The sequence below is a fragment of the Shewanella sp. SR44-3 genome, assembly GCF_014163735.1.
Classification (GTDB): Bacteria; Pseudomonadota; Gammaproteobacteria; order Enterobacterales; family Shewanellaceae; genus Shewanella.
Map to the genome: position 1 here is coordinate 256,256 of NZ_JACJDV010000001.1, position 23,687 is coordinate 279,942.

At 44.1% G+C, this 23,687-nt stretch carries 17 protein-coding genes; 8 read left to right on the forward strand and 9 right to left on the reverse strand.

From position 1 onward, the window contains the following. Nucleotides 1-258 precede the first annotated feature (258 nt). The 6 genes from H5073_RS01020 to H5073_RS01045 all read right to left on the reverse strand — a co-directional run bounded on the left by H5073_RS01020 (nt 259) and on the right by H5073_RS01045 (nt 7,066). Nucleotides 259-474 (reverse strand): DUF2835 domain-containing protein, encoded by a 216-nt coding sequence (locus H5073_RS01020; protein WP_182676247.1) that lies wholly within the window; start codon nt 472-474, stop codon nt 259-261. 163 nt (nt 475-637) lie between these two features. Beyond that, entirely contained in the window at nt 638-3,196 is a 2,559-nt protein-coding gene (pepN, locus tag H5073_RS01025) for an aminopeptidase N (protein ID WP_182676248.1), read from the reverse strand. A gap of 103 nt (nt 3,197-3,299) precedes the next feature. Continuing rightward, entirely contained in the window at nt 3,300-5,351 is a 2,052-nt protein-coding gene (prc, locus tag H5073_RS01030; RefSeq protein ID WP_182676249.1) for a carboxy terminal-processing peptidase, read from the reverse strand. A 24-nt stretch (nt 5,352-5,375) separates the two neighbouring features. Beyond that, nucleotides 5,376-6,005, reverse strand: a complete 630-nt coding sequence (proQ, locus tag H5073_RS01035) for an RNA chaperone ProQ (RefSeq protein WP_182676250.1) — start codon at nt 6,003-6,005, stop codon at nt 5,376-5,378. A gap of 260 nt (nt 6,006-6,265) precedes the next feature. Further along, the gene (locus H5073_RS01040; protein ID WP_182676251.1) at nt 6,266-6,727 is read right to left on the reverse strand and encodes a GAF domain-containing protein; all 462 of its coding nucleotides are present in this window, start codon (nt 6,725-6,727) and stop codon (nt 6,266-6,268) included. A gap of 39 nt (nt 6,728-6,766) precedes the next feature. Continuing rightward, nucleotides 6,767-7,066 carry a YebG family protein gene (locus H5073_RS01045; RefSeq protein WP_182676252.1) on the reverse strand — a complete coding sequence of 100 codons (300 nt, stop codon included), beginning with the start codon at nt 7,064-7,066 and terminating at the stop codon, nt 6,767-6,769. A gap of 251 nt (nt 7,067-7,317) precedes the next feature. On the opposite strand from H5073_RS01045, the gene H5073_RS01050 reads away from it, so the two are divergent. The 6 genes from H5073_RS01050 to H5073_RS01075 all read left to right on the forward strand — a co-directional run bounded on the left by H5073_RS01050 (nt 7,318) and on the right by H5073_RS01075 (nt 17,268). Next, entirely contained in the window at nt 7,318-7,947 is a 630-nt protein-coding gene (locus tag H5073_RS01050) for a paraquat-inducible protein A (protein WP_182676253.1), read from the forward strand. Further along, nucleotides 7,937-8,578, forward strand: coding sequence for a paraquat-inducible protein A (locus H5073_RS01055; RefSeq protein WP_182676254.1), 642 nt, complete (start codon nt 7,937-7,939; stop codon nt 8,576-8,578). Before H5073_RS01050 ends, H5073_RS01055 begins: the two co-directional genes overlap by 11 nt. Beyond that, on the forward strand, nt 8,565-11,213 hold the full coding sequence (locus H5073_RS01060) for a PqiB family protein (RefSeq protein WP_182676255.1): 2,649 nt from the start codon (nt 8,565-8,567) through the stop codon (nt 11,211-11,213). Before H5073_RS01055 ends, H5073_RS01060 begins: the two co-directional genes overlap by 14 nt. 304 nt (nt 11,214-11,517) lie before the next feature. Then, a complete protein-coding gene (gene trxB, locus H5073_RS01065; protein ID WP_182676256.1) occupies nt 11,518-12,471 on the forward strand; it encodes a thioredoxin-disulfide reductase in 954 nt (317 codons plus the stop codon). 400 nt (nt 12,472-12,871) lie between these two features. Beyond that, nucleotides 12,872-14,077 (forward strand): efflux RND transporter periplasmic adaptor subunit, encoded by a 1,206-nt coding sequence (locus tag H5073_RS01070; protein WP_182676257.1) that lies wholly within the window; start codon nt 12,872-12,874, stop codon nt 14,075-14,077. Nucleotides 14,078-14,079: 2 nt separating this feature from the next. Beyond that, entirely contained in the window at nt 14,080-17,268 is a 3,189-nt protein-coding gene (locus tag H5073_RS01075; protein WP_182676258.1) for an efflux RND transporter permease subunit, read from the forward strand. A 161-nt stretch (nt 17,269-17,429) separates the two neighbouring features. Here H5073_RS01075 and H5073_RS01080 read toward each other — a convergent pair whose 3' ends face one another. Then, nucleotides 17,430-18,182 carry a Nif3-like dinuclear metal center hexameric protein gene (locus H5073_RS01080; protein WP_182676342.1) on the reverse strand — a complete coding sequence of 251 codons (753 nt, stop codon included), beginning with the start codon at nt 18,180-18,182 and terminating at the stop codon, nt 17,430-17,432. 235 nt (nt 18,183-18,417) lie between these two features. Between H5073_RS01080 and H5073_RS01085 the strand changes: the two genes are divergently transcribed. Further along, a complete protein-coding gene (locus tag H5073_RS01085) occupies nt 18,418-18,819 on the forward strand; it encodes a hypothetical protein (RefSeq protein WP_182676259.1) in 402 nt (133 codons plus the stop codon). 484 nt (nt 18,820-19,303) lie between these two features. Next, nucleotides 19,304-20,971, forward strand: a complete 1,668-nt coding sequence (asnB, locus tag H5073_RS01090) for an asparagine synthase B (protein WP_182676260.1) — start codon at nt 19,304-19,306, stop codon at nt 20,969-20,971. Nucleotides 20,972-21,183: 212 nt separating this feature from the next. Here asnB and H5073_RS01095 read toward each other — a convergent pair whose 3' ends face one another. Both H5073_RS01095 and edd read right to left on the reverse strand, forming a co-directional pair. Further along, nucleotides 21,184-21,834, reverse strand: coding sequence for a bifunctional 4-hydroxy-2-oxoglutarate aldolase/2-dehydro-3-deoxy-phosphogluconate aldolase (locus H5073_RS01095; protein ID WP_182676261.1), 651 nt, complete (start codon nt 21,832-21,834; stop codon nt 21,184-21,186). Between the two features lie 16 nt (nt 21,835-21,850). Continuing rightward, entirely contained in the window at nt 21,851-23,677 is a 1,827-nt protein-coding gene (gene edd / locus H5073_RS01100) for a phosphogluconate dehydratase (protein WP_182676262.1), read from the reverse strand. Nucleotides 23,678-23,687 lie beyond the last annotated feature (10 nt).

Genomic DNA, 23,687 nt, shown 5'->3' on the forward strand with positions numbered 1-23,687 from the left:
CAACACCATTGTTACAGCATTTACCCTAGTTGAGCAAGGCGTAACCGGAGAAAATTTATTATAAAATTAAAGCGCTTGCGAAATATTTGCCTGTTAGTTCAGCGGCTATATTTGAATCTTGTCACAGAAAGGTTAATAGAAAGGTTAAGCTTGATTAAAACTGCAATAAAATCATCAGCCTTTACAGAGTAAAATACAAATTAGGCTACTGTTTAAATCAATTGAGTGTTTGGAGTTATTGCTCTAACGGAATTAATTTTAAACTTGCTCCAAGGCAAGGAAATTTCCTTGATTATCTAAGCAGAGTTTGAAATGGCCGTTAACCCCCAAAGAATTAACAAAAGGCCTAAAGTAGCGGCCATTAATTAACAGCTCTCTACCTTGGCTGTCTTTAACTAATACTTTAGATGCTGTGCCTTGATAATAAGGTAAGAAGTCATCATAACTTACCCTAAGTGAGAAATAGAACTCCACAATGCCCCCTATGTTTAACAATCAACAAAGGGAGTCATATACATGACTCCCTTTTATAATAAAGCCTTATATCTGCAATAGAATATCGCTCTTGGCTACTCTTTTAAGTCAAGCTTAGTGAGAAACCTAAATCCGTCATACTCTATTCACAGTCAGAAAACGCTTAAGCTAATGCTTTCGATACTTTTTCGAACACATCTTTGGATAAGCCAGGCAGTACTAATAACTGATCTAAACATGTACGAATATGCCCTTGTCTTTGAAGATCAAATTTAGCAAATTGAATTAACGGCGTCACCATTCTAGAAGCTAGTTGTGGGTTAATGTCATTTAATTTTATCAAAATTTCAGTCAAATACTGATAGCCGCTGGCGTTATTATTGTGGAACTGATAAGTATTACCCATAGCAAAGGTTCCTATTAATGACCGTACTCTATTAGGGTTGTTAAAGCTAAAGCTTGGGTGTTTACTTAAGCTTTTTAAGGTCTGAATAACATCTTCACTGTCATCCATAGCCTGCAATGCAAACCACTTATCCATCACCAAAGGCGTATGGTGCCATTTTGCTTCAAAGTCGGCCAATAAAGCGCCTTTGTTAGCAAACTGTCCTTTTACAGCGCCTTTTAGGGCAGCTAAACTGTCTGTCATGTTGCTGGCATTATCATATTGCTGCTGCACTGTAACTTCATAACTGTCACTCACCTGACAAAGTAATAGTAAACAGGTATTTTTATACGCGCGGCTTGCTGCATCATCTTTATTCACTAAGCTCTGGTAACGAGCGGCAAGCTCATCCTCACAACTTGCGGCAAGTTGCGCTAGGATAAATTCCCGTGCTTGGGCCAGAGCATCCAATTCAACGTTATCCACTTGCTCAATCAATGCCGCAGCTGAAGGGAAACTTAGCATTTCAGCAACCAAGGCAGGATCTAAACTTTCATCTAGAATAACGCCTCTAAAGGCATCAATAATTTCTGATGCCATGGTCATCACAGTCTGCGATTGACGCTGCTGCACACTTTGCCAAATGGCGTGACTAATGAGTGACACTGAAGCTTCCCAGCGGGCAACTTCACTGCTAGCAAACGCCATTAAGTGCACTAACTCTTCAATTTTATATTGATAATCCAGTTTTACTGGCGCAGAAAAATCTTGCAGCAAAGACACCACTGGTGCCTGAGTGATGTTATCAAAATGGAACACCTGTGATGCTTGAGTCAACTCCAGCACCTTGTTTTCAAGACTTTTACCTTGTCTATCTAGCAATTCGATACTGAAAGGAATATGAAGTGGCAGGCCTAACTTTCCATCAACACCTTTCACTGATTGGCTTAAGGTCAGACTAAAGCGGCTCAATGCCTGATTAAAATCACGTTCTACTTTGACTACCGGTGTGCCAGCTTGCGCGTACCAGCGTCTAAATTGACTCAGATCTTTGCTGCTGGCATCTTCCATGGCATTCACAAAATCATCACAGGTTACCGCTTGACCGTCATGACGCTCAACGTATGTTTTCATCCCTGCTTGGAAACCTTGCTCACCTAAAAGGGTGTGCAGCATACGGATAACTTCTGCTCCCTTGTTGTATACGGTCACAGTATAAAAGTTATTCATTTCAATTACAGATTCAGGACGAATGGGGTGCGCCATTGGGCTTGAGTCTTCTGCAAATTGCTGGTTTTTCATCACTTTAATCGCATGAATACGATTTACCGCCCGAGAGCCAACATCGGAGCTGAATTCTTGATCCCTAAACACAGTCAAGCCTTCTTTTAAGCTCAACTGAAACCAATCACGACAAGTAATACGGTTACCTGTCCAGTTGTGGAAATACTCATGACCCACCACAGACTCAATACCATGATAATCTTCATCGGTCGCACTGGCAGTATCTGCAAGCACATACTTGGTATTAAAAATATTTAGGCCCTTGTTTTCCATGGCACCCATGTTGAAAAAGTCCACCGCCACTATCATGTAAATATCAAGATCGTACTCAAGGCCAAAGCGTTCTTCGTCCCATTTCATGGATTTTTTAAGGGACGCCATCGCATGGGAAGCTTTGTGAAGATTGCCTTTATCAACAAACACTTGTAATTTTACGGTGCGTTCGCTCATGGTAACAAATTGATCTTCCAATAAATCGAAATCTCCCGCCACTAAGGCAAACAAATAGCTAGGCTTTGGAAAAGGATCCTGCCAGCACACAAAATGACGCCCATTGTCAGCATCACCTTGCTCCATCAAATTACCGTTACTGAGCAAAAAGGGAAACGCCGCTTTATCCGCTTCAATGCGCACAGTGTAAGTTGCCAGTACATCGGGGCGATCGAGGAAGTAACTAATCCGCCTAAAGCCTTCAGCCTCACATTGAGTGCAATAAGCACCATCTGACATGTATAAGCCTTCAAGGCTTGAGTTTTTTTCAGGGTCAAGGGCAGTTATGATTTCCAGCTCAAACTCTGTAGTCTGAGTCTCGATACGTAGTTCACCGTCAATTTCTTGGTATCTGGCGGCTTTTCCGTCAATGGTGACGCTGAGCATGTTAAGTTGCTCACCCACAAGTACCAAAGGTTCATCCGCAGACCCTAAACGTACCACCTTACTTTTTGCCCTCACTTGAGTACGGCTTTCATCTAAATTAAAAGCAAGATCGACATGAGTAATGGTATAGGCAGGTGTTTGATAATCTTTAAGGTATTTAGCTTGTGACTGGGACATGTGAAATCCTTACTGGGTTAATACTGAACATGAACTTAACGGATTTATAAAAATGAGCAAATAAAAAACGCGCTAGTTAGCGCGTTTTTATTGAGTATGTGGCTTATTTTACGCTGTTTTTGGCCATTTTAGCCGAATCAACCATATCTAAGGTGATATAAACCGTTTCATCTAAAAAAGCATCAGGGTTTTCAATCTCATCTTCGATATCATCCATTGACGCCACGGCTTTTAGGCCTAATTTTACTCGGCGTTCATTGGTTCTATCTAGCACACGTTTATCATCCTCTGCACGGGAAGCTAAACGCTCGCTTTCAACTAGTGAGATAGTAGTGTCTTCATGATGTTTCTTGTATTCGGTAATATCTTGATTAATATAACCAAACTCAACATTCTGGCCAATACGCCCTTGATGCTTAGTATTGAGTACACTAACTAATTCGCTGTTAATTTGTCCAAGAGATGAATAATTGGCAACCGGTACTTTATCCCAAGGTAGTGCATATTTCTGCTCAGACTCACCGTATTCACCTGGTTCAAGTGCACTTGGGAATGCTAAATCTGGGGTCACGCCTTTAAGCTGAGTGCTACCGCCATTAATGCGGTAAAACTTAGCGATAGTATACTGGACATGGCCGATTGGCTTGTCGTACATGTCATAAATTCGTCCAAGACTCTTGTGCTGTTGCACTGTCCCTTTACCGAAGGTCGATTCACCGACGACTAGCGCACGGTTATAATCTTGCAGAGCTGCTGCAAAAATTTCTGACGCTGAGGCGCTGTATCTGTCGACCATTATCGTTAATGGACCGCCGTAAACGCTGCTACCATCATTATCGCTATTTTGACTCACTCGGCCGTTAGCATCACGAATTTGAACCACTGGTCCTTTATCAATAAATAAACCTGTCAGTAACGTGGCTTCAGTTAATGCGCCGCCGCCATTGCCTCGTAAATCCACAACCACACCTTCAACATTGGCTTCATTAAGCTTGACCAATTCTTTGGTGACGTCTTGGGACAGGTTCATATAAAAACCTGGGATTTGAATAACGCCCACTTTACGGTTGGCGTATTCACCTTCTTTAGGTTCGATAATCTTAGAGGTTGCAGCTCTGTCTTCGAGTCGGATTTTATCGCGAGTTATCATAACTTCAAAAGTTTTGGCATTTGCGCCACCTTTATTAGGCAGAATTTGCAACACCACTTCACTGCCCTTTGGACCTTTGATGAGTTCAACAACATCATCTAATCGCCAGCCGATAACATCGACAATTTCTTTGTCTTTTTGACCAACACCTATGATTTTATCTTCTGGTGAAAGCTTTTCGCTCAGTGCTGCAGGACCACCTGCGACTAAACTTTTAATCACGGTATAGTCATCATCCATTTGCAACACAGCACCTATGCCTTCAAGGCTTAGGTTCATTTCCATTTGAAAACGCTCAGCATTACGTGGTGATAAATAACTGGTGTGGGGCTCAACGCTGCGAGCAAACGCATTCATTACCGCCTGAAACACATCTTCACTGTGAGTTTGACTTAGACGCTTGATAGCATTGTTATAACGCTTTTGCAGTACTTCAACGATATCAGGCCATTCTTTACCGGTAAGTTTAAGGTTTAGCGCATCATATTTAACACGCTGACGCCAAAGCTCATCCAATTCAGCATCATTTTTAGCCCATGGTGCATCTTCACGATCAAACTGATATTTATCGCCTGCCTGGGTAAAGTCGAAGGGTTTTTCTTTATCGAGCAGGCTCAATGCATAAGCAAAGCGCTCATAACGGCGCTTTTGCAGCAAATCAAACATGGTAAAAGCCGGCGTCAACTCACCACTGGTGACCATGTCATCAAAACTATGTCGATACTTATCAAAGCTATCAAGGTCGCTCTGAGTCATCACATTACGGCGATAATCTAGCTGTTCCAAATAGAGATTGAAGATATGCTCAGAAAACGCATCATCGAGGGCAAATCTATGATAATGCGAGCGAGTGAACAAGCTGGCCACTCGCTTGCTCGCCACTTTATGTTGTGGCTCCTGAGACAAGCTGGGTAACTCGTTGATTTGAATCGCTGGTTCAAAAGCCCACGCTGGCAATCCAGCAAACAAAGCGGCAATCGACACGGCTAAGGTAAGTTTTCCCATCAACAAGTTACTCCTTTTAGAACATTATAATAATATGTGCTCAACACGTACCTTGACTGTTAAGCCAGTGTCTAACTGAACATGCACATCTTCTTTATTAATATCAGTGATAACACCTGACACTGGATTTTGGCCTAACTTGATATTGACGCGCTGCTTTTGCTTAAGCTCTTCAAGCTTAGCGGGCACAAGCTCAACCACAGGCGCGGCTTTTTCAGCTGGTGCAGGTTGTTTTTTAACTTGCGTTTTAGGCGCTGCCTTTTTAGCTGGTCTAGCTGGCTTCTTCGCTGGATTTTTAGCAGCAACAGCTAAACGCTTAGCTTTGGCTTTCTCTTGACTTTCTTTGAGCGTAGCTTGGGCGTGGTCGATATGTTCTTGTTCTAACTCACCGCAATCAACGCCGTCTAAATCGATACGTTGAGCACCAGGCTTTACGCCTTTAAGGTAGCGCCAGCTGCTAGTATAACGGCGCAGAGCAACCCTAAGTTGAGTCTTACTGACTTTAGAATCATCAGCCAACTTTTCAGCCAAGTCTTGAAACAAACCGATTTTTAATGGTTTAGTCTCGCCCTCTGCAATAAAGCATAAAGGAAATGTTTCATATAAATACGCTAAAATTGCGTTGGTGTCGGTCAACTTGTCTGTTGATTCCATTTTTACTTCCACGTTAAATAAGGGGACATTAGGCAAGGTACTGCCCGTAGTCGTTCATCTTCGCCAAGCTTACGCTCAACGTACAAATTAGCACTTAGTGCACGATAGCTAAAGCCTCTGAAACAAAGCTTAACAAATTATCCTAAGTGGCTCATTAGCTTATTCATAGCTAATCAAGAAATCCAGCTCAAATATCTATCGCGACATATTATAAGGTTCACGCCAGCGAAAGCGACCTAGATTTAACCAATATTGTTCGCTTATTGAGCAAATAAGCAAGATTCTAAGCTTTTAACCAGTTTTTCTAGCCCAAGTTGATCTTCACTGTCGAATCTGTCTAAAGATGGGCTATCGATATCAAGCACAGCTATCACTTCATTTCCACGGCGAACCGGAATAACGATTTCCGAATTGCTGGCACTATCACAGGCAATATGGCCATCAAATTGGTGCACATCAGCGACCCTTAAGGTGGCATTTTGCTCTGCTGCACTGCCACAAACGCCTTTTCCTAACGGAATACGAGTGCAAGCCACTTTTCCTTGAAAAGGTCCAAGCACTAATTGGCTATCACGCATGATATAAAAGCCCACCCAGTTTAAGTCATCTAAGTTATCATTTAACAGGGCTGAAAAATTAGCCATGGCGGCGATGATATCGTCTTCCCCAGCTAATAGTGCACTGGCTTGACGTTCTAAGGTGTGGTAGAAATCAGCTTTCATCTGTTGCGGTGCTCCCTAACGATGGCCCTTCGGCCATGACTATGATTCTTTATCGGATACTTTTTTAGCAGGCTTTTTAACTGCTAAGGGCTTACTCGATGCTACTACAGGGCTAGCCCCTTTTAGTAGACCGGTTAATGCGTCTTTTTGCTTCGCCATGTAAAACGCTAATTGTTCACATTGGCTATCATCAAGTGCTAACGGCGATTCTAACAGGAATGGGATCAGGTTATCAGCGATATCTAACATCTTATCAAAGGCATCAGCCTCCTTTTTCGATGTGAATGTCATCTTCTCTACCCCTTCTCTGACCACGACAAATTGTGTAACGACAGCCATACTCCACCTCTTACTGTTTTTATATACAGTGCGTAGAGTGTCACATGATTAAGTTAATATGCAAGTGTTTCAGTTATTCTGATATCATTTATCATCTTTAAGTATTCTTTAGTAAAATCAGGCGCTAGGAAATGAACCTCATCAAGGTATCATTCACCCTTTAAACCGTCCTGCGGCGAAATAGAAATTCAACTATGCTGTTCAGGCGTTATCTTACTCAGACATCAACCGCGGATAATTGATTATCACTTATGCAAGCAACTCGTGAACCCAATGGTGTTGTACTGTGCCGCTCTTGTGATTTAGCTGTACGCAAGCGGGCATTGCCATCGAGTGTGAGAGCCCTATGCCCTCGCTGCCATACCGTTTTGTATGATGCGCCCTACTGCTCACTCAATGGCATGTTAGCCCTTTGCATCACAGCATTAATCTTCTATATTCCCGCCAATTTATTACCTGTGCTTGAGATCCAATTTTTAGGCAGCGTGCGCACCACCACAGTATTACACGCAGCGTTATCGGTTTGGACTCAGGGCTACTGGGTGGTTGGGCTTGCGGTGTTGACGGCAGCCGTGGTCGCGCCGGGATTACTTATTTTATCGATATTAGCGCAAATCCTCATCGTCAAACTCAATTTAAGCGGACGTTTTTGGCAAAGCATTTATAAACAGCTATTGCGCCACCATGGGGTAATCTCTCAAATGACTATGCTGGAAATTTACGTAATAAGTTTTTTAGTTTCAGCATTTCAGTTGTCTGACTTTGCCGATATTTATTTTGGCTTTGGTACGTTTTCATTCACTATGCTGTTCTTAGTCGCCTTGTTTTTGCAAAGAGAATACAGCCTAGAACATATGTGGAGCCTGAGTCATGGACACTGAACAGCAGTCAGTAAAATCAACCTTGGGCATCACATTAGGCCTGTGTATTTGCACTGTGTGTAAAAAGCTGAATAAGACCAGTCAGACTCACTGCCCACGTTGCGACAGCCCCATCATTGTCCGTAACAAGGCCAGTTTACAACAAAGTTGGGCACTGCTAATTACCGCCGCCATTTTATTGATCCCTGCCAATATTTACCCGATTACCACTTTAACCAATCAAGGAAAGGTCACCCATGACACTATCTTAAGTGGCATCACCCATTTAGTGCACCTTGAGCTTTACCCCATTGCTGTTATCGTATTTACTGCCAGTATTTTAGTACCTTGGCTTAAAATTTTTGGCCTCGGGGCTTATCTTTGCGCCATTAGCTACAATATCCCTATTTCTAAGCGCAAAATGATGGTGGGTTTTCATGTCATAGAATGGATCGGCCGCTGGTCCATGTTAGATTTGTTCGTCATCTCACTCACTGTCGCGCTGGTCAATATGGGGCAACTCTTGGATGCCAAGCCAGCCCCAGCAGCGACAGCGTTTGCACTGGTTATTTTACTGACGCAGCTTGCTGCTAAAGTGCTAGATACTCGTTTACTTTGGGATCGTTTGGAAACTCATAATGACACACATTGAATCACCAAAAGTTGTTAAGAAAAAACTATTCTCCCCCATTTGGTTACTACCAATCGTGGCGCTGATCTTGGGCGGCTGGCTCGGATTTAAAAGCATTCGCGAATCCGGCATAGAAATCCAAATTCACTTCCCTAACGCTACCGGCATAGATGTCGGTAAAACCTTAGTAAAATACCAAGGATTAACCGTGGGTAAAGTCAGTGACATCAGCATTGATGATGACCTTAAAGGCGTCAATGTCAAAGTATTGATGGATTACCGCGCTGACCCTTTCTTGCGTAAAGACACCCTCTTTTGGTTAGTCACCCCCAAAGCCAGTATTACCGGGGTCGAAGGACTCGATGCACTATTTTCTGGTAATTATATTGCCCTGCAGCCTGGCAGTGGCCGCTCCGCGACTCAATTTGAAGCCGAACGTGAAACACCGAGCATTTTACCCAGTAGTGAAGGCTTAGTCATCGAGCTCACCAGCCATAAATTGGGCTCCATCGATGTTGGCTCGCAGGTGTTTTATCATCAAATTCCTGTGGGAAGCGTAGTCAGTTATCGCCTTGAAAACAGCCAGCTCATCGTCATAAGCGTGTTTATTCAAGAACAATATGCCCAGTTAGTTAAAAAGAATTCACGCTTTTGGAACGTCTCTGGCGTAAGTATTGACGCTTCTTTATCTGGAATAAAAATTAACACAGAAAGTTTAGCTTCAATGCTTGCTGGCGGGATCAGTTTTGACTCAGAAGAAGCCCAAGCTTTAGCTGAAAATGGCGACAGTTTCTTATTATTTGCCGATGAAGCCCAGGCCACAACGGGCCACCGCTTTACGCTAACAGCAACAGATGGCGAAAACGTCAGTAAAGGCGCTGATATTATTTATCGCGGAATAAATGTGGGGAAAATTATTGATAAAAAGCTCAGTGATGCTGGCGTAACCTTAACAGCTGAACTTAATGCTGAACATCAAATGCTGCTCAACAGTGACAGTCGATTTTGGTTATCAGGTGCTGAAATATCCTTATCAGGGGTTAAGCATGCAGCGCGGTTAATTACTGGCAATGTGATTAACATTCTCCCTGGAGTCTCCACAGACAAAAGCAAAAACAGCTTTGTTCTTGAGTCCAGCGCACCTGATTTATTGTGGGCCAAAAAGCGTTTTATAACTGTGGTCGCCAAAGAGAATAATGGCGTGAAAGCCGGCTCTCAACTGCGCTTTAGGCAACTGCCTATCGGCCAAGTCAACAAGGTCTCCTTAAGTAAAAACTTTGAGCAAGTTGAGTATCAAGTTGAAATTCTTCCCGAATTTGCCGCCTTATTAACTCAAGGCAGTTACTTTATCCCTGAATCAGCGCTTAATATCAGTGCCTCTTTAGAGGGCGTACAAGTACAAACTCGTGACTTGACCACTTTGGTCGACGGCGCTATCAGCCTTATTCCCGGCAGCAGCAAACAATTAGCGAAGCAAAACCAATTTACTTTATTTGCATCGAACGCTGCCGCCCAGCAAGAACAAGACAAAGCCCATAAAACCTACCTAACCCTGACCAGTCAAGATGGTGCTGATTTAAGTGCTGGCGCGCCGATTTATTATAAAAAAATGGCCATAGGCGAAGTGGAAAGCATCATATGGCAAGCCGCAAGTGACACCTTTTCGGTAAAACTTGCTATCGATAAGAAATTTAACGCACTGCTTAAACCTAATCGGGTATTTTGGCGCAATCAAGCCATGTCAGTTGATGCAAGCCTTGCCGGTATTGAACTCGACATAGCGCCACTTGCGGGCGCAATAAAAGGCAGCATTAGCCTTGGGTTTATTGATATCTCAAATGAAGATGCCAACACAATCCAGCAAACAGGTATCCTTTATGAGGACCGCCAACTTGCACTGGTGCAAGCTAAAGCTATCAGCCTCACCTTACCCGCCAGCGCAAAAGTGACTGCCAAAGCACCGATTCGCTATCAGGGCCATCAAATAGGTCAAGTGCAAAGCGTTAAGCTCAGCCCAAATCTTGAGGAGTTAACCGCAAAAGCCTATTTATACGGCGAGTATGCCCAGCACTTCAGTCGCAGTGACAGTGAGTATTTTGTTGTCGATGCGCTTATTTCACTGTCTGGCATCAAGGCCCCCGAGACCTTGCTAACCGGTCCCTATATAGGTGTTACCCCTGGCAGTAGTACAGATGATGCGTTAAGTTTTGCCGTGCAAAGCAAACCAAGGCATTACGCCAATCTCGCTGAAGATGCGCTGACATTTACCTTAGAAGATAAAGAGCTGGGTTCATTAAAAACCGGCTCGCAAATTTTCTATCGCGGTATTGCCATTGGACAAATTGATGGTGTCCAGCTAAATGCTGCTGGAAATAAAGTACAGCTTTTTGCCCATATTCAAGGCAAGTACGCCCACCTTGTAAACCAAACGAGCTTATTCTGGAATACCTCAGGGATTAAAATTGATGTGGGATTATTTTCTGGTGCTCAAATTGAAACCGGTTCATTAGAAACCATACTGGCAGGCGGCATAAATGTGGTCACCCAAGATGTGACTCAAGCAGACAATGCACTGGCATCCGGTAGCATTATCACACTCCAACAAGACTTTGATCCACAGTGGTTAACCTGGGAGCCCGCCCAACAAGCCCAATAATCTCTGTAACGCTAGACACTAAAAAAGCCCGTATTATTCACTGAATACTGCGGGCTTTTTGATTTAACGATGCCATGGCCAACACCGCTGCAATATCATTACCGCCAAATACAGAACTAGACGAAAGTCAGTGAGTACATGAGTATTTAACAAAAGCTGCTCTATAGACCTTGCACCAATGGTATTAATTGACACTTCAGATTATCTCAATCGCTTTTGTTACCTGAACTGGTCTTTACCCAAGACATTAAATTCCCTACAATCTGATGCAAATTGCTTAAGGCATATCCACGGAGAATAAAAAATGAGTGAAGCTCGTCATAGTAACCTTCTTATCTTAGGTTCAGGCCCTGCTGGTTACACCGCTGCTGTTTATGCTGCACGCGCAAATTTAAAGCCTGTGATGATCACAGGGATGCAGCAAGGTGGTCAATTGACGACCACCACTGAAGTGGAAAACTGGCCAGGTGATGCCCATGACTTAACCGGTCCAGCTTTGATGGACCGCATGAAAGAGCATGCTGAAAAGTTTGATACCGAAATCCTATTTGATCATATCAACGAAGTCACACTAACTGAGCGTCCGTTTCGATTAAAAGGCGATAACGGCGAATATACTTGTGATGCCTTGATCATTGCAACGGGTGCTTCTGCGAAATACCTAGGTCTGCCTTCGGAAGAAGCCTTTATGGGCCGCGGCGTGTCAGCTTGTGCGACTTGTGACGGCTTTTTCTACCGTAACCAAAAAGTTGCCGTTATTGGTGGCGGTAACACCGCCGTTGAAGAAGCCTTATACCTAAGTAATATTGCTTCAGAAGTGCATTTAATTCACCGTCGTGACACTTTCCGCTCTGAGAAAATCTTAATCGATCGCTTAATGGATAAAGTCGCCAACGGTAATATCATTCTGCATTTAGATGAAACCCTTGAAGAAGTGACAGGCGATGCCATGGGCGTCACTGGCCTTAAGAAAAAGAGCACTAAAAATGGCGCTGTCACAGACTTAGCGGTTGCCGGGGTGTTCGTTGCCATTGGCCATAGTCCAAATACCGGTATTTTTGCAGGTCAACTTGAAATGAACCACGGTTATTTAAAAGTAAACAGTGGTTTACAAGGCAATGCGACTCAAACCAGTATAGAAGGCGTTTATGCTTGTGGTGATGTAATGGATCAGCATTATCGCCAAGCGATCACCTCTGCCGGTACCGGCTGCATGGCCGCATTAGATGCCGAGCGCTATCTTGACGCAAAAGGCTAGATGCTAAAAAGTAGTCATACACCTATAAAGCAGTGTAATTTGCGATAACAGCCTCAAAAAAGCCAGTTAAAATTATTGACTGGCTTTTTTACAAACCTCCTACCCGACTTTTCATTACTTGAATTAAGCCTAAGTTATTTTCAAGTTCAATTTCATCACGGCTTGGTCTTGCTCTCGTTCAAACAACAAGGCCTTTCATTCAAGAACATTAATGCCAGCTCGAAGCAAATTGTAGATAATTTAGCCATATTGTTATATTTATTCTTTAGTAGAACATACACATTTACATATTGAGATCACATGCTGGTAAAAAATCCTTTATTATACACACACTAGGCTGGTCTACATGACTTTGCAAGAATAACAAAAACAATACATAAGCTTAACAAGAGGACGTGTTGTGGCGACTAAAAAACAGATTATATTGCCTATTGCAGTGATAGGGTTAGGTATCGCAGGACTCGTTGGGATCTCGGCATTAAAAGAGCCTCCGGCAGAAAAACCTAAAGTGGACAATACTCCACTGGTGTCCGTTGAAGAAATCAACTATCAACCTATGACTTTCTCAGTCAGTTCTTATGGGGTGGTGAGTGCTAAATATCAAACTGAATTGATATCCCAAGTTAACGGTGAGATTCTTTACTTATCAGAGAGCTTCGTCAAAGGTGGTTTTGTTAAACAAGGTGACATACTAGCCAAAATCGATCCCAGTGATTATGAGTCAGACCTTCTCGATGCCCAAGCAACGCTAGCCTCAAGTCGAGCCTCATTAGTGCAAGAGAAAGCCAACGTTAAAGTGGCCGAAAAAGAATGGGCACAAATTACCAATGGTACTCCGACAGCACTAAGCTTACGTAAGCCGCAGCTTGCCCAAGAAATTGCCCGCCAAAAAAGCGCAGAAGCTGGCCTTAATCGCGCCAAGCGTAATCTTGAGCGCACCGTTATCCGCGCTCCCTATGATGCCTTAATTGCCAGCCGTGCCATTGGCCTAGGCTCCTATGTCAGTAAAGGCAGCATCATTGGCTCAACTTTAAGTACAGATAAAGCCGAAGTACGCCTGCCCCTTGCCGATAAAGAAATTCAATTCCTGCATAATATGGGGATTGGCGCTAAGGTCACCCTTGCCGGTAACTTTGCAGGCAGTGCCCAACAGTGGCATGGCAAAATTGTTCGCAGTGAAGGGGTGGTGGACAATAAAAGTCGCATGACCTATTTGATTGCAGAAATTGTCGACCCTTATGGTTTACAACAAACTGCACCGCTGCACACTAATGAGCTGAGATACGGCACTTATGTTACCGCCAAAATCGATGGTAGCCATGCCGGCAATGTTGCCGTTGTACCTCGCCACCTCATCGTTAATGGCCAAATCGCAATCTTAGATACTGACAAAACCTTACGTTACAAATCCGTTAACATTATTCGTCAACAAGGCGCCGATGTGGTGATTGCCGAAGGCATTGAAAATGGTGCTAGCCTTATCACTTCCGCGTTAGATTATCCTGTTGAAGGCATGAAACTTGCGCTTCCTGGTGACAAAGTGTTGCAAAAAGAGCCCGCAAAAGAGCCAAGCGCAACTGATTTAGCCATGAGTAACGAGGAGTAGACATGGAAGACACCCACAAAGGACTCATTGCCTGGTTTGCCCGTAACCCTGTTGCAGCCAACTTATTGATGTTTATCATTTTAGTCGGTGGTTTACTGACAGCAAACACCATCCGTAAACAGTTTTTTCCCGCAGTTGAAATCAATTGGATTGAATTCAGTGCCGTCTATCCTGGCACTGCACCGCAAGAAGTGGAAGAAGGCATTACCATCAAGATTGAGCAGGCCCTAGAAAGCGTGCAAGGACTTAAGCGGATAATAAGCTATTCAGACCGTAATGTGGCCAGCGGCTATTTTCAGATTGAAGACTCTTACGATCCACAGGAAGTATTAGAAGAAGTTAAGTCTGAAATTAATGCCATCTCTACCTTTCCTGCGACCATGGAAAGCCCAAAAGTAGAGCGCATTAAAATAAGACAAGAAGTCATGTACTTAAGTCTTTATGGTGATTTGTCGCAGCGACAACTTAAAGAGTTAGGGGAGCGAGTTCACGATGAAATCATGCAGCTACCTGGGGTTAATATTTCCGATTTTTACGGCGGGCTAGGCTATGAAATTGCCATTGAAGTCAGTAAAGATAAACTGCGTGAATACGGCCTCACCTTTAATGATGTTGCCGACGCTGTACGTGGCTATTCACGTAATATGTCAGCAGGCCAAATCAAAGCTGAAAACGGTTACATCAATTTACGGGTACAAAACCAAGCCTATGTTGGTTATGAGTTTGAAGACTTACCACTATTAACCCTAGAAGATGGCACCAATTTATTGCTTGGTGATGTTGCCAAAGTCAATGATGGCTTTGAAGATGGCATTCAATACTCTAAATTTAATGGTAAAAACTCGGTGACCTTTTTCATAGGCGCCGCTAAAAACCAAAGTATTACCGCAGTAGCGGCCACCATTCGTGACTATGTTGCCCAGAAACAAAAAGTCCTACCGCAAGGGGTTAAGTTTGAACCTTGGGTGGACATGACCTACTACCTCGATGGTCGTCTCGAATTGATGCTCGACAGCATGAAAAGCGGCGCAGTATTGGTGTTTCTCATGCTTGCCCTATTCTTACGAGTGCGTTTGGCTTTTTGGGTAATGATGGGGCTACCTGTGTGTTTCCTTGGCACTTTATTATTTATGCCGATGGGATTCATTGACGTCACTATTAACGTCATTAGCTTGTTCGCCTTTATTCTAGTGCTGGGTATTGTGGTCGATGATGCCATCGTTATGGGTGAAAGTGCCCATACGGAGTGTGAAGAAAAAGGCCAGAATATCGACTCTGTCATAAGAGGTGTGAAGCGCGTAGCTATGCCGGCAACCTTTGGCGTACTGACCACCATCGCGGCTTTCTTACCTATCACTCTGGATGACGGCCCCTCCTCTGCGTTTGGTCAAGCCATTGGTTTTGTTGTGGTGTTATGTTTGTTGTTCTCACTTGTAGAATCAAAACTCATTTTGCCTGCTCACTTGGCACACATGAAAAAACCTAAAGTCGTCAAACCAGGTTCTAAAAATCCACTGGATTGGCTTAGAAACGGCGTTAACTTTGTTCAAGGTAAAGTTGAAGTTAACTTAAGCCGCTTTATCACCCATGTTTATCGCCCAAGCTTAGTGCTTGCAGTGCATTACCGTTATACCGTTATCATGGTATTTATTAGCTTGATTTTAATCTGTATTGGTTTGTACACAGGCGGTCTTGTGCGTTTCATTGGTCAACCTAAAATCCCCCACGATTTTCCGCGGGTGAAGCTTGAAATGAATGTTGATGCTTCAGAAAAATCCACCTTAGCAGCAGCTCTCGCCATTGAAAGTGCTTTGTACAAGGTCGATCAGGATCTTAAGCAGCAGTATGGCCAAAGCATGATTTCAGACATGCAAGTTGACCTTCGTGGCCGCACTAGCGCTGAGGTGATGACTAAGCTGGTTGACCCTGAACTGCGTCCACTGAACACCTTTGAAGTGGCTGAATTATGGCGTCAAGCCATACCCCAAATCCCTGGGGTGAAGTCATTTACTATCCAAGACAGTCTCTTTGGCGGCGGCCGTGAAGACGGAGATATTAGCTTTAGATTGGAAGGCAAAGATGAAGGACAACTGGTAGCTGCATCTATCGCACTAAAAGAGAAGCTCAATTCACTTAAAGGCGTTAGCGACGTTAACGACAGCCGTCAATCCAGTGCCAAAGAAGTGCAGTTTAAGCTTAAACCCTTAGCCAGCAGCCTAGGGCTCACCTTAGCCAATGTTGCAGGCCAAGTGGGCGATAGTTTCTACGGCCTTGAAGCTCAGCGTATTTTACGTAACGGCGAAGAAGTCAAAGTCATGCTGCGCTACCCAGAAGAGCAAAGAAACTCTATTGCCTTAGTGCAAGATGTGCGCATAAGAACTTCTCAAGGCGCAGAGTTACCTTTATCTGAAGTGGCTGAAATTACTGTAGTTCAAGGTGTCAACAGTATTCGCCGCGAAAACGGCAATCGCACCATTAATGTGTGGGCCTCGGTCGATGCTGAGCAAGCAGAACCCTTTAAGCTCGCCAAAGACATACGCGATAACTTTATGCCTGAGCTTCTGACCAAGTATCCAAGAGTTCATAGCGAGGTGTCTGGCAGCATACAAGAGCAGCTCGACAGCGCTGATACTCAGATGCGTGATTTTATTATCTCACTACTGGTGATCTACAGTTTGTTGGCTATTCCGCTTAAGTCATATTTACAGCCAATTATGATAATGTCAGTGATCCCTTTTGGGGTGATTGGCTCAGTGTTGGGTCACATTATACTGGGCATAGACTTAAGTGCCTTGTCAGTATTTGGCATCATTGCCGCCGCGGGTGTAGTAGTCAACGACTCACTTGTGATGGTGGATTATGTCAATAACTCTCGCCGCGCAGGCGTGCCATTAAAGCAAGCGGTCATTGATGCTGGATGTCGCCGCTTTAGGGCCATTATGCTCACCTCACTCACCACCTTTATTGGCCTAGTGCCCATTATGGCGGAAACCAGCATGCAAGCGCAGATGGTGATCCCGATGGCAGTATCCTTGGCCTTTGGTGTGTTGTTTGCGACCGTAGTGACCTTATGCTTGATCCCTTGCCTGTATATCGCAATCGAAGACAGCAAAGCCATGATGCGCAAGCTTATTGGCATTTATACGCCAACAGAAGCCTCCGAACACGCCTCAACTGGCGCTCAGAGCTAAAGCTCTCTGTTACGGGAGTGACTAGAACGATAAAAATGCCAGCATCAGCTGGCATTTTTATTTATATAGCGATTCTTTGTAGAAAAGCTATTAGAGCCTGCAGGACATGAATTAAGGCAGGGTTAACAAGGGATTGACTATTATTCTCAATTAAAGACAGATCACACTGGGTTGATAATATCGATGAAATGATGCTTTAAACCAAATTCACGGCTTAAGTGCTCGCCTAACGCCTGAATACCAAATTGCTCTGTGGCATGGTGTCCGGCGGCAAAATAGTGAATATCCTGCTCCATGGCACTATGAAAAGTACGCTCTGATACTTCACCGCTGATAAAGGCATCCACACCAAGCCTTACCGCCTCATCAATGTAGTCCTGTGCGCCGCCTGTGCACCACGCCACTGTGCGAATGTGTTTGCTTTTATCACCAATATGCAAAGCTTCACGGCCAAGGCTTGTGTATAAATGGGCGGCAAAAGCTTCAGGTAACATAGGTACATCTAAATGGCCGTGCCACAGTAAATCTTGTGACACTTGCGGGCAAACCCGAGGACTAATAATGCCTAACACTCTGGCAAGTTCAGCATTGTTGCCCACGCCGTGATGCGCATCTAGCGGCAGGTGATAACCAAACAAGCTGATGTCATTATTGATTAATGCCTTTATCCGCTTATGCTTCATGCCGGTGATGACTTCAACTTCATTCTTCCAAAAAAATCCATGATGCACCAAGATAGCGTCTGCATTGAGCGCTATGGCTTGTTCAATTAAGGGCTGGCACGCTGTAACGCCAGTGACGATTGTGTGTATGTTATCTTTACCTTCTACTTGCAGTCCATTAGGTGCATAGTCTTTAAATTGGCTGACATTTAAAAACTCATCCAAATAGGCCACTAACTGAGTACGTGTTATGCCGTCGCTTGCCGTCATCTTTTGCTCCAAACTTGCTGTTTTCAAAGGCGTTCAATAAAACTGATTATATACAAATAGCCTAATAAATTTGTATATATGTCACAAAAAGAGATTAAAACGCTCGTTTAATGCCCGAAACTGCCTCAAATTGGACTTTTACCCTAGTTTCACTCTAAAATTGCACCTAGCAAATTGTAATCATAAGTTTTAACAAAAACATGAGTAGGTTATTAACATGTCAAATTTAACTAAAGAAGAGGTTATCGCCCAACTGCAACTGGCCCTTGAAAAGCAATCTTCCGAGAAGATTGAAATAGTACAAAAAGGCAGCTGGTATAAGATAAACGAAGGTAAGTCCTTGCGTTTTAGCGATCTCGAGCAGATGTTAGCAGAAGTCAATTCTGGCGCCGCTGTCACCCCAACTGCGATAAAAGCCCCTGCGAAAAAAACGGTTCCTGCAGCAAAAACTGCTGCGAGTAAAGCCGTAAAGAAACCTGCCCCTAAGACTTCGACAAACAAGCCGCTAGCGACTGCAAATGCATCTAAAAACGCACAAAATAAAGGCTTAACTCCAAAACAGTTATGGCGTGAAAAACTTGCCAACATCGCCGGCCAAACCTTACCGCGCGGCTTTTAAATCAAAGGTTTAAATCCACTTACTGATTTAATGCTCTGATGGCCCAATCTTAGGATTGGGCTTTTTTACGCCTGTGCCACCAAGATACTTAACCTGGTACTTAATTGCAGTCACCATGGTTATTATTGGCTTATCAATGAGGTATAGAACTGGGCTATCAATACAGGCTACCAATACCAGCTATCTAAGCCCATTAACTGACCCAGTTAAGCTATTCGCAATCTTTAGCCCTTCACTGAGTAATCACTAAGCAGACTATCAACATCTGCAATAAAAAAGAACATTCATCAATAAAAATACAAAATAAATATGGATCCATCATTTTTTAAAGCAATTAGCACCAATATCTCATGTTAAAAAGCAGGTTAAGTTGAGGTTTTAATAAAAATTACATTTGGCAGTAATCAAAAATAGTGGCATTGTGGTTTCAAGAAACGGTGTTAGCGCCAATAAATTAATTTTACTGTGTTGTTAGGAGTCGCCCATGTGTTCAATATTTGCCATTTTAGATATACAGTCAGACGCGAAAGGATTACGCCAAGTTGCCTTAGAGATGTCAAAACTCATGCGTCATCGTGGACCTGATTGGTCAGGTATTTATGCCGGTGAAAAGGCAATTCTTGCCCACGAGCGTTTAGCGATTGTAGATATCGAGCACGGTGCTCAGCCACTTTACAGCCAAGATGGCAACCTAGTGCTGGCGGTGAACGGTGAGATCTACAACCATAAGCAACTAAAAGCTGAGCTTGGTGACAAGTACAGCTACCAGACTAACTCAGATTGCGAAGTTATTTTGGCTTTATATCAGGAGTATGGCTGTGATTTTCTCGATAAACTCAACGGTATTTTTGCCTTCGTGCTTTACGACAAAACCACTGACAGCTACCTTATCGGCCGTGATCATATGGGGATCATTCCGCTTTACTCAGGCCACGATAGCACAGGCAACTTGTATATTGCCTCAGAAATGAAAGCCCTAATGCCAGTGTGTAAGACAGTGGCTGAATTTCAGCCAGGGCAATATTACTTCTCACAAAATGAACACCCAGTCACTTATTATCACAGAGACTGGCGCGACTTTGCGGCAGTGCAAGACAACCCAGCCAGTGTCGATGAATTACGCGACGCCTTAGAAGCGGCTGTTAAGCGTCAACTGATGTCTGACGTACCTTATGGGGTACTACTCTCTGGCGGCTTAGATTCATCGGTTATTTCTGCTATCACTCAAACATTTGCTAAGCATCGCATTGAAAATGATGATAAATCTGATGCTTGGTGGCCACAGCTGCACTCTTTTGCCGTCGGTCTTGAAGGAGCGCCAGATCTTATCGCCGCTAAAAAAGTCGCCGATGCTATTGGCACTATTCACCACGAAATTCATTTCACTTTCCAAGAAGGCTTAGATGCGATTAAGGAAGTCATCTACCACTTAGAAACCTACGATGTCACTACCATTCGTGCAGCAACACCTATGTATTTAATGGCGAGAAAAATCAAAGCCATGGGCATTAAAATGGTGCTTTCAGGTGAAGGCGCTGATGAACTCTTTGGTGGTTACTTATATTTCCATAAAGCGCCCAATGCCCAAGCATTCCATGAAGAGTTAGTGCGTAAGTTAGATAAACTGCATTTATTCGACTGCCTACGTGCCAACAAGGCCATGGCTGCTTGGGGTTTGGAAGCCCGTGTGCCCTTCCTAGATAAAGAATTTATGGATGTAGCAATGCGCATCAACCCACAAGCTAAAATGTCTACAAATGGCCGTATGGAGAAGCACATTTTAAGGCAAGCCTTTGAGCACAAATTACCTAAAGAAGTGGTTTGGCGTCAAAAAGAACAGTTCAGTGATGGGGTTGGCTACTCGTGGATTGATGGCTTAAAAGAGCAAGCAGCGGGAAAAGTGGACGATTTACAGCTGGCTAACGCTAAATTCCGCTTCCCCTATAACACTCCTGAAACCAAGGAGGCCTATTTCTACCGCTGTTTCTTTGAAGAGTTTTATAATATCTCTGGCGCGGCAGAAACTGTGCCAGGTGGTAAATCTGTTGCCTGCTCAACCCCAGAAGCCTTAGCTTGGGATGAGAGCTTACAAGGGATTATCGACCCATCAGGCCGCGCGGTGAGAAACGTACACACCAGCAGTTATCAGTAATTCTGACTTTATCTGTTAACTCAATGGCATGATTTTAAAGCCATCCTAGGATGGCTTTAAAATGCCTAAGCACTGCGACTCGCTCATTTATCCCTGTCATCAAACATAGAGCTAATAAAATAGTCAGGTAATAAAAAAGCCCATGGCTCCTGATTAATGGAGCCATGGGCTTTATGTTTAACAGCGGCCTAAGTCACAGTTAACCAAAGCAATTAGGCATTGCTTAATGGGCTCAATGCTTCATGGCACAGTTCAGTGATCCGCTGCCAATCTTGCGCATCGACTGCATCGGTTGGCGCAATCCAGCTACCGCCAATGCAATCCACATTCGGCAATGCTAAGTAACGCTGGTAAGAATCTGGAGTGATCCCGCCTGTTGGGCAAAAACGAATGCCAGCTAATGGGCCTGAAAATGCTTTCAGTGCATCAACGCCGCCAGACGCTTCAGCTGGGAAAAATTTAAAGTGGGTGTAACCCAGCTCCATTCCCACCATGACTTCTGAAATACTTGCCACGCCTGGAATTAATGGCACCTTGCCTTTCATTCCAGCTTTTAATAGATCAGGTGTGCCCCCTGGCGTGATAATAAACTGTGAGCCCGCATCAACGGCTTGCTTTAACTGAGCTTCGTTTAATACCGTGCCAGCGCCCACTAAGGCTTCAGGAACTTCTTTTGCGATAAGAGCAATAGCTTCTAAGGCACAAGGAGTACGCAATGTCACTTCTAGTACCTTAATACCACCCGCCACTAAAGCTCTGGCTAAAGGTACAGCGTGCTCTATTTTATTGATAACCATTACAGGAACAATAGGGCTGCAGTTAAAAACATCTTGCGGTTGCAAAGACCAGTTATTCTCTAGCATGAGTAATTATTCCTTATTAATAGAGTTCATCTATGGCACTGGTGCTTCTTGCACCGGTTTCTGGGCTGCTAAGGCTGCGACGCAGTGCGCTAAATAGCTCACGACCCATGCCATAACTGTAATGATGTAAATCAACTTTTTCGGCTTCACGAGCGTCTAATACCGCTTCATCCACCAACAAGCTTAACTCACCGGTAAGCGCGTTTACTCGGATAAGGTCGCCATTTTGCACTTTAGCGATAAGCCCACCATCTAAGGCTTCAGGGGTTAAATGAATCGCAGCAGGCACCTTGCCTGATGCGCCAGACATGCGGCCATCTGTCACTAAAGCCACTTTAAAGCCCTTGTCTTGCAAGGTGCCTAAGAATGGCGTGAGTTTATGCAGTTCAGGCATGCCGTTGGCTTTAGGGCCTTGGCCTTTAACCACCACGATGCAATCTCTATCAAGCGAGCCAGATTTAAACAAGGCATCAATTTCGTTTTGATCGTTAATGACTACCGCAGGCGCTTCAACCACACGATTTTCTTCGTTAACTGCAGACACTTTGATCACCGCGCGGCCTAAATTACCTTTCATTAGCTTAAGACCACCATTACTTTGAAATGGCGTTGCTACATGGGTTAACACTTCTTTATCTAAACTTTCAGTTGGGCCATCGACCCAGCGTAACTCACCGTCTATGAGTCTTGGCTCTTGGGTGTAACGACGTAAGCCAAAACCTGCCACAGTGCTGACATCTTCATGCAACAGGCCTGCATCTAACAATTCTTTAATTAACAGTGCCATACCACCAGCAGCATGGAAATGGTTAATGTCGGCGTGACCATTTGGGTATACGCGGGCAAGCAGTGGCGTTGCATCTGATAACTCAGAAAAATCATCCCAATTGACGATAATGCCAGCGGCGCGCGCGGCGGCCACTATGTGCATTGTTAGGTTGGTAGAGCCGCCCGTTGCTAATAGTGCAACTATGCCGTTAACCACTGATTTTTCACTCACCACTTCACCAATTGGTGTGTATTGAGTGCCCATTTCAGTTAAACGGCACACTTGTTTCGCGGCCATTTTATTCAGTGCATCACGCAGTGGGTCATCTGGGTTAACAAAAGATGAGCCAGGTAACTGCAACCCCATCACTTCGAGCATTAACTGGTTAGAGTTAGCTGTGCCGTAGAAAGTACAAGTACCCGCGCTATGATAAGAGCCAGATTCAGCTTCTAACAAGGCCGCTCTGTCCACCTGGCCTTGAGCAAATTGCTGACGAATACGGGCTTTTTCCTTGTTAGGAATACCTGATTTCATCGGCCCTGCTGGCACAAATAGCATAGGTAAGTGACCAAAGCTTAAGGCACCAATCAACAATCCTGGCACGATTTTGTCGCAAATACCCAGTAACAAGGCACCATCAAACATATTGTGAGACAAGCCCACAGCTGATGACATCGCAATAACTTCACGGCTTAATAAGCTAAGTTCCATGCCTGGCTGACCTTGAGTCACGCCATCACACATGGCAGGCACGCCAGCGGCAACTTGAGCAACACTACCAACATCCTGACAGGCTTTTTTCAACATCTCAGGATAATGCTCATAGGGCTGATGAGCCGATAACATGTCATTGAAGGCTGTCACTATGCCTATGTTCGCTTTGGTCAGCTGCCTTAACGAGTCTTTATCGGCTGGAGAGCAGGCTGCAAAGCCGTGAGCTAAATTGCCGCAACTTAATGCACTGCGGTGCACGCCTTTAAGGCGTGCGTCATTTAAAGCTGCAAGGTACGCGGCTCGTGACTTTTGGCTGCGGGCAATAATTCTGTCTGTGACAGCTTGTACGACTGAGTTCATGTTACTACTC

Excerpts from the sequence above, each read along its gene's own strand:
- pepN (WP_182676248.1), bottom strand. The coding sequence starts at position 3,196 with ATGTCCCAGTCACAAGCTAAATACCTTAAAGATTATCAAACACCTGCC.
- prc (WP_182676249.1), bottom strand. The coding sequence starts at position 5,351 with ATGGGAAAACTTACCTTAGCCGTGTCGATTGCCGCTTTGTTTGCTGGA.
- proQ (WP_182676250.1), bottom strand. The coding sequence starts at position 6,005 with ATGGAATCAACAGACAAGTTGACCGACACCAACGCAATTTTAGCGTAT.
- H5073_RS01040 (WP_182676251.1), bottom strand. The coding sequence starts at position 6,727 with ATGAAAGCTGATTTCTACCACACCTTAGAACGTCAAGCCAGTGCACTA.
- H5073_RS01045 (WP_182676252.1), bottom strand. The coding sequence starts at position 7,066 with ATGGCTGTCGTTACACAATTTGTCGTGGTCAGAGAAGGGGTAGAGAAG.
- H5073_RS01050 (WP_182676253.1), top strand. The coding sequence starts at position 7,318 with ATGCAAGCAACTCGTGAACCCAATGGTGTTGTACTGTGCCGCTCTTGT.
- H5073_RS01055 (WP_182676254.1), top strand. The coding sequence starts at position 7,937 with ATGGACACTGAACAGCAGTCAGTAAAATCAACCTTGGGCATCACATTA.
- H5073_RS01060 (WP_182676255.1), top strand. The coding sequence starts at position 8,565 with ATGACACACATTGAATCACCAAAAGTTGTTAAGAAAAAACTATTCTCC.
- trxB (WP_182676256.1), top strand. The coding sequence starts at position 11,518 with ATGAGTGAAGCTCGTCATAGTAACCTTCTTATCTTAGGTTCAGGCCCT.
- H5073_RS01075 (WP_182676258.1), top strand. The coding sequence starts at position 14,080 with ATGGAAGACACCCACAAAGGACTCATTGCCTGGTTTGCCCGTAACCCT.
- H5073_RS01085 (WP_182676259.1), top strand. The coding sequence starts at position 18,418 with ATGTCAAATTTAACTAAAGAAGAGGTTATCGCCCAACTGCAACTGGCC.
- asnB (WP_182676260.1), top strand. The coding sequence starts at position 19,304 with ATGTGTTCAATATTTGCCATTTTAGATATACAGTCAGACGCGAAAGGA.
- H5073_RS01095 (WP_182676261.1), bottom strand. The coding sequence starts at position 21,834 with ATGCTAGAGAATAACTGGTCTTTGCAACCGCAAGATGTTTTTAACTGC.
- edd (WP_182676262.1), bottom strand. The coding sequence starts at position 23,677 with ATGAACTCAGTCGTACAAGCTGTCACAGACAGAATTATTGCCCGCAGC.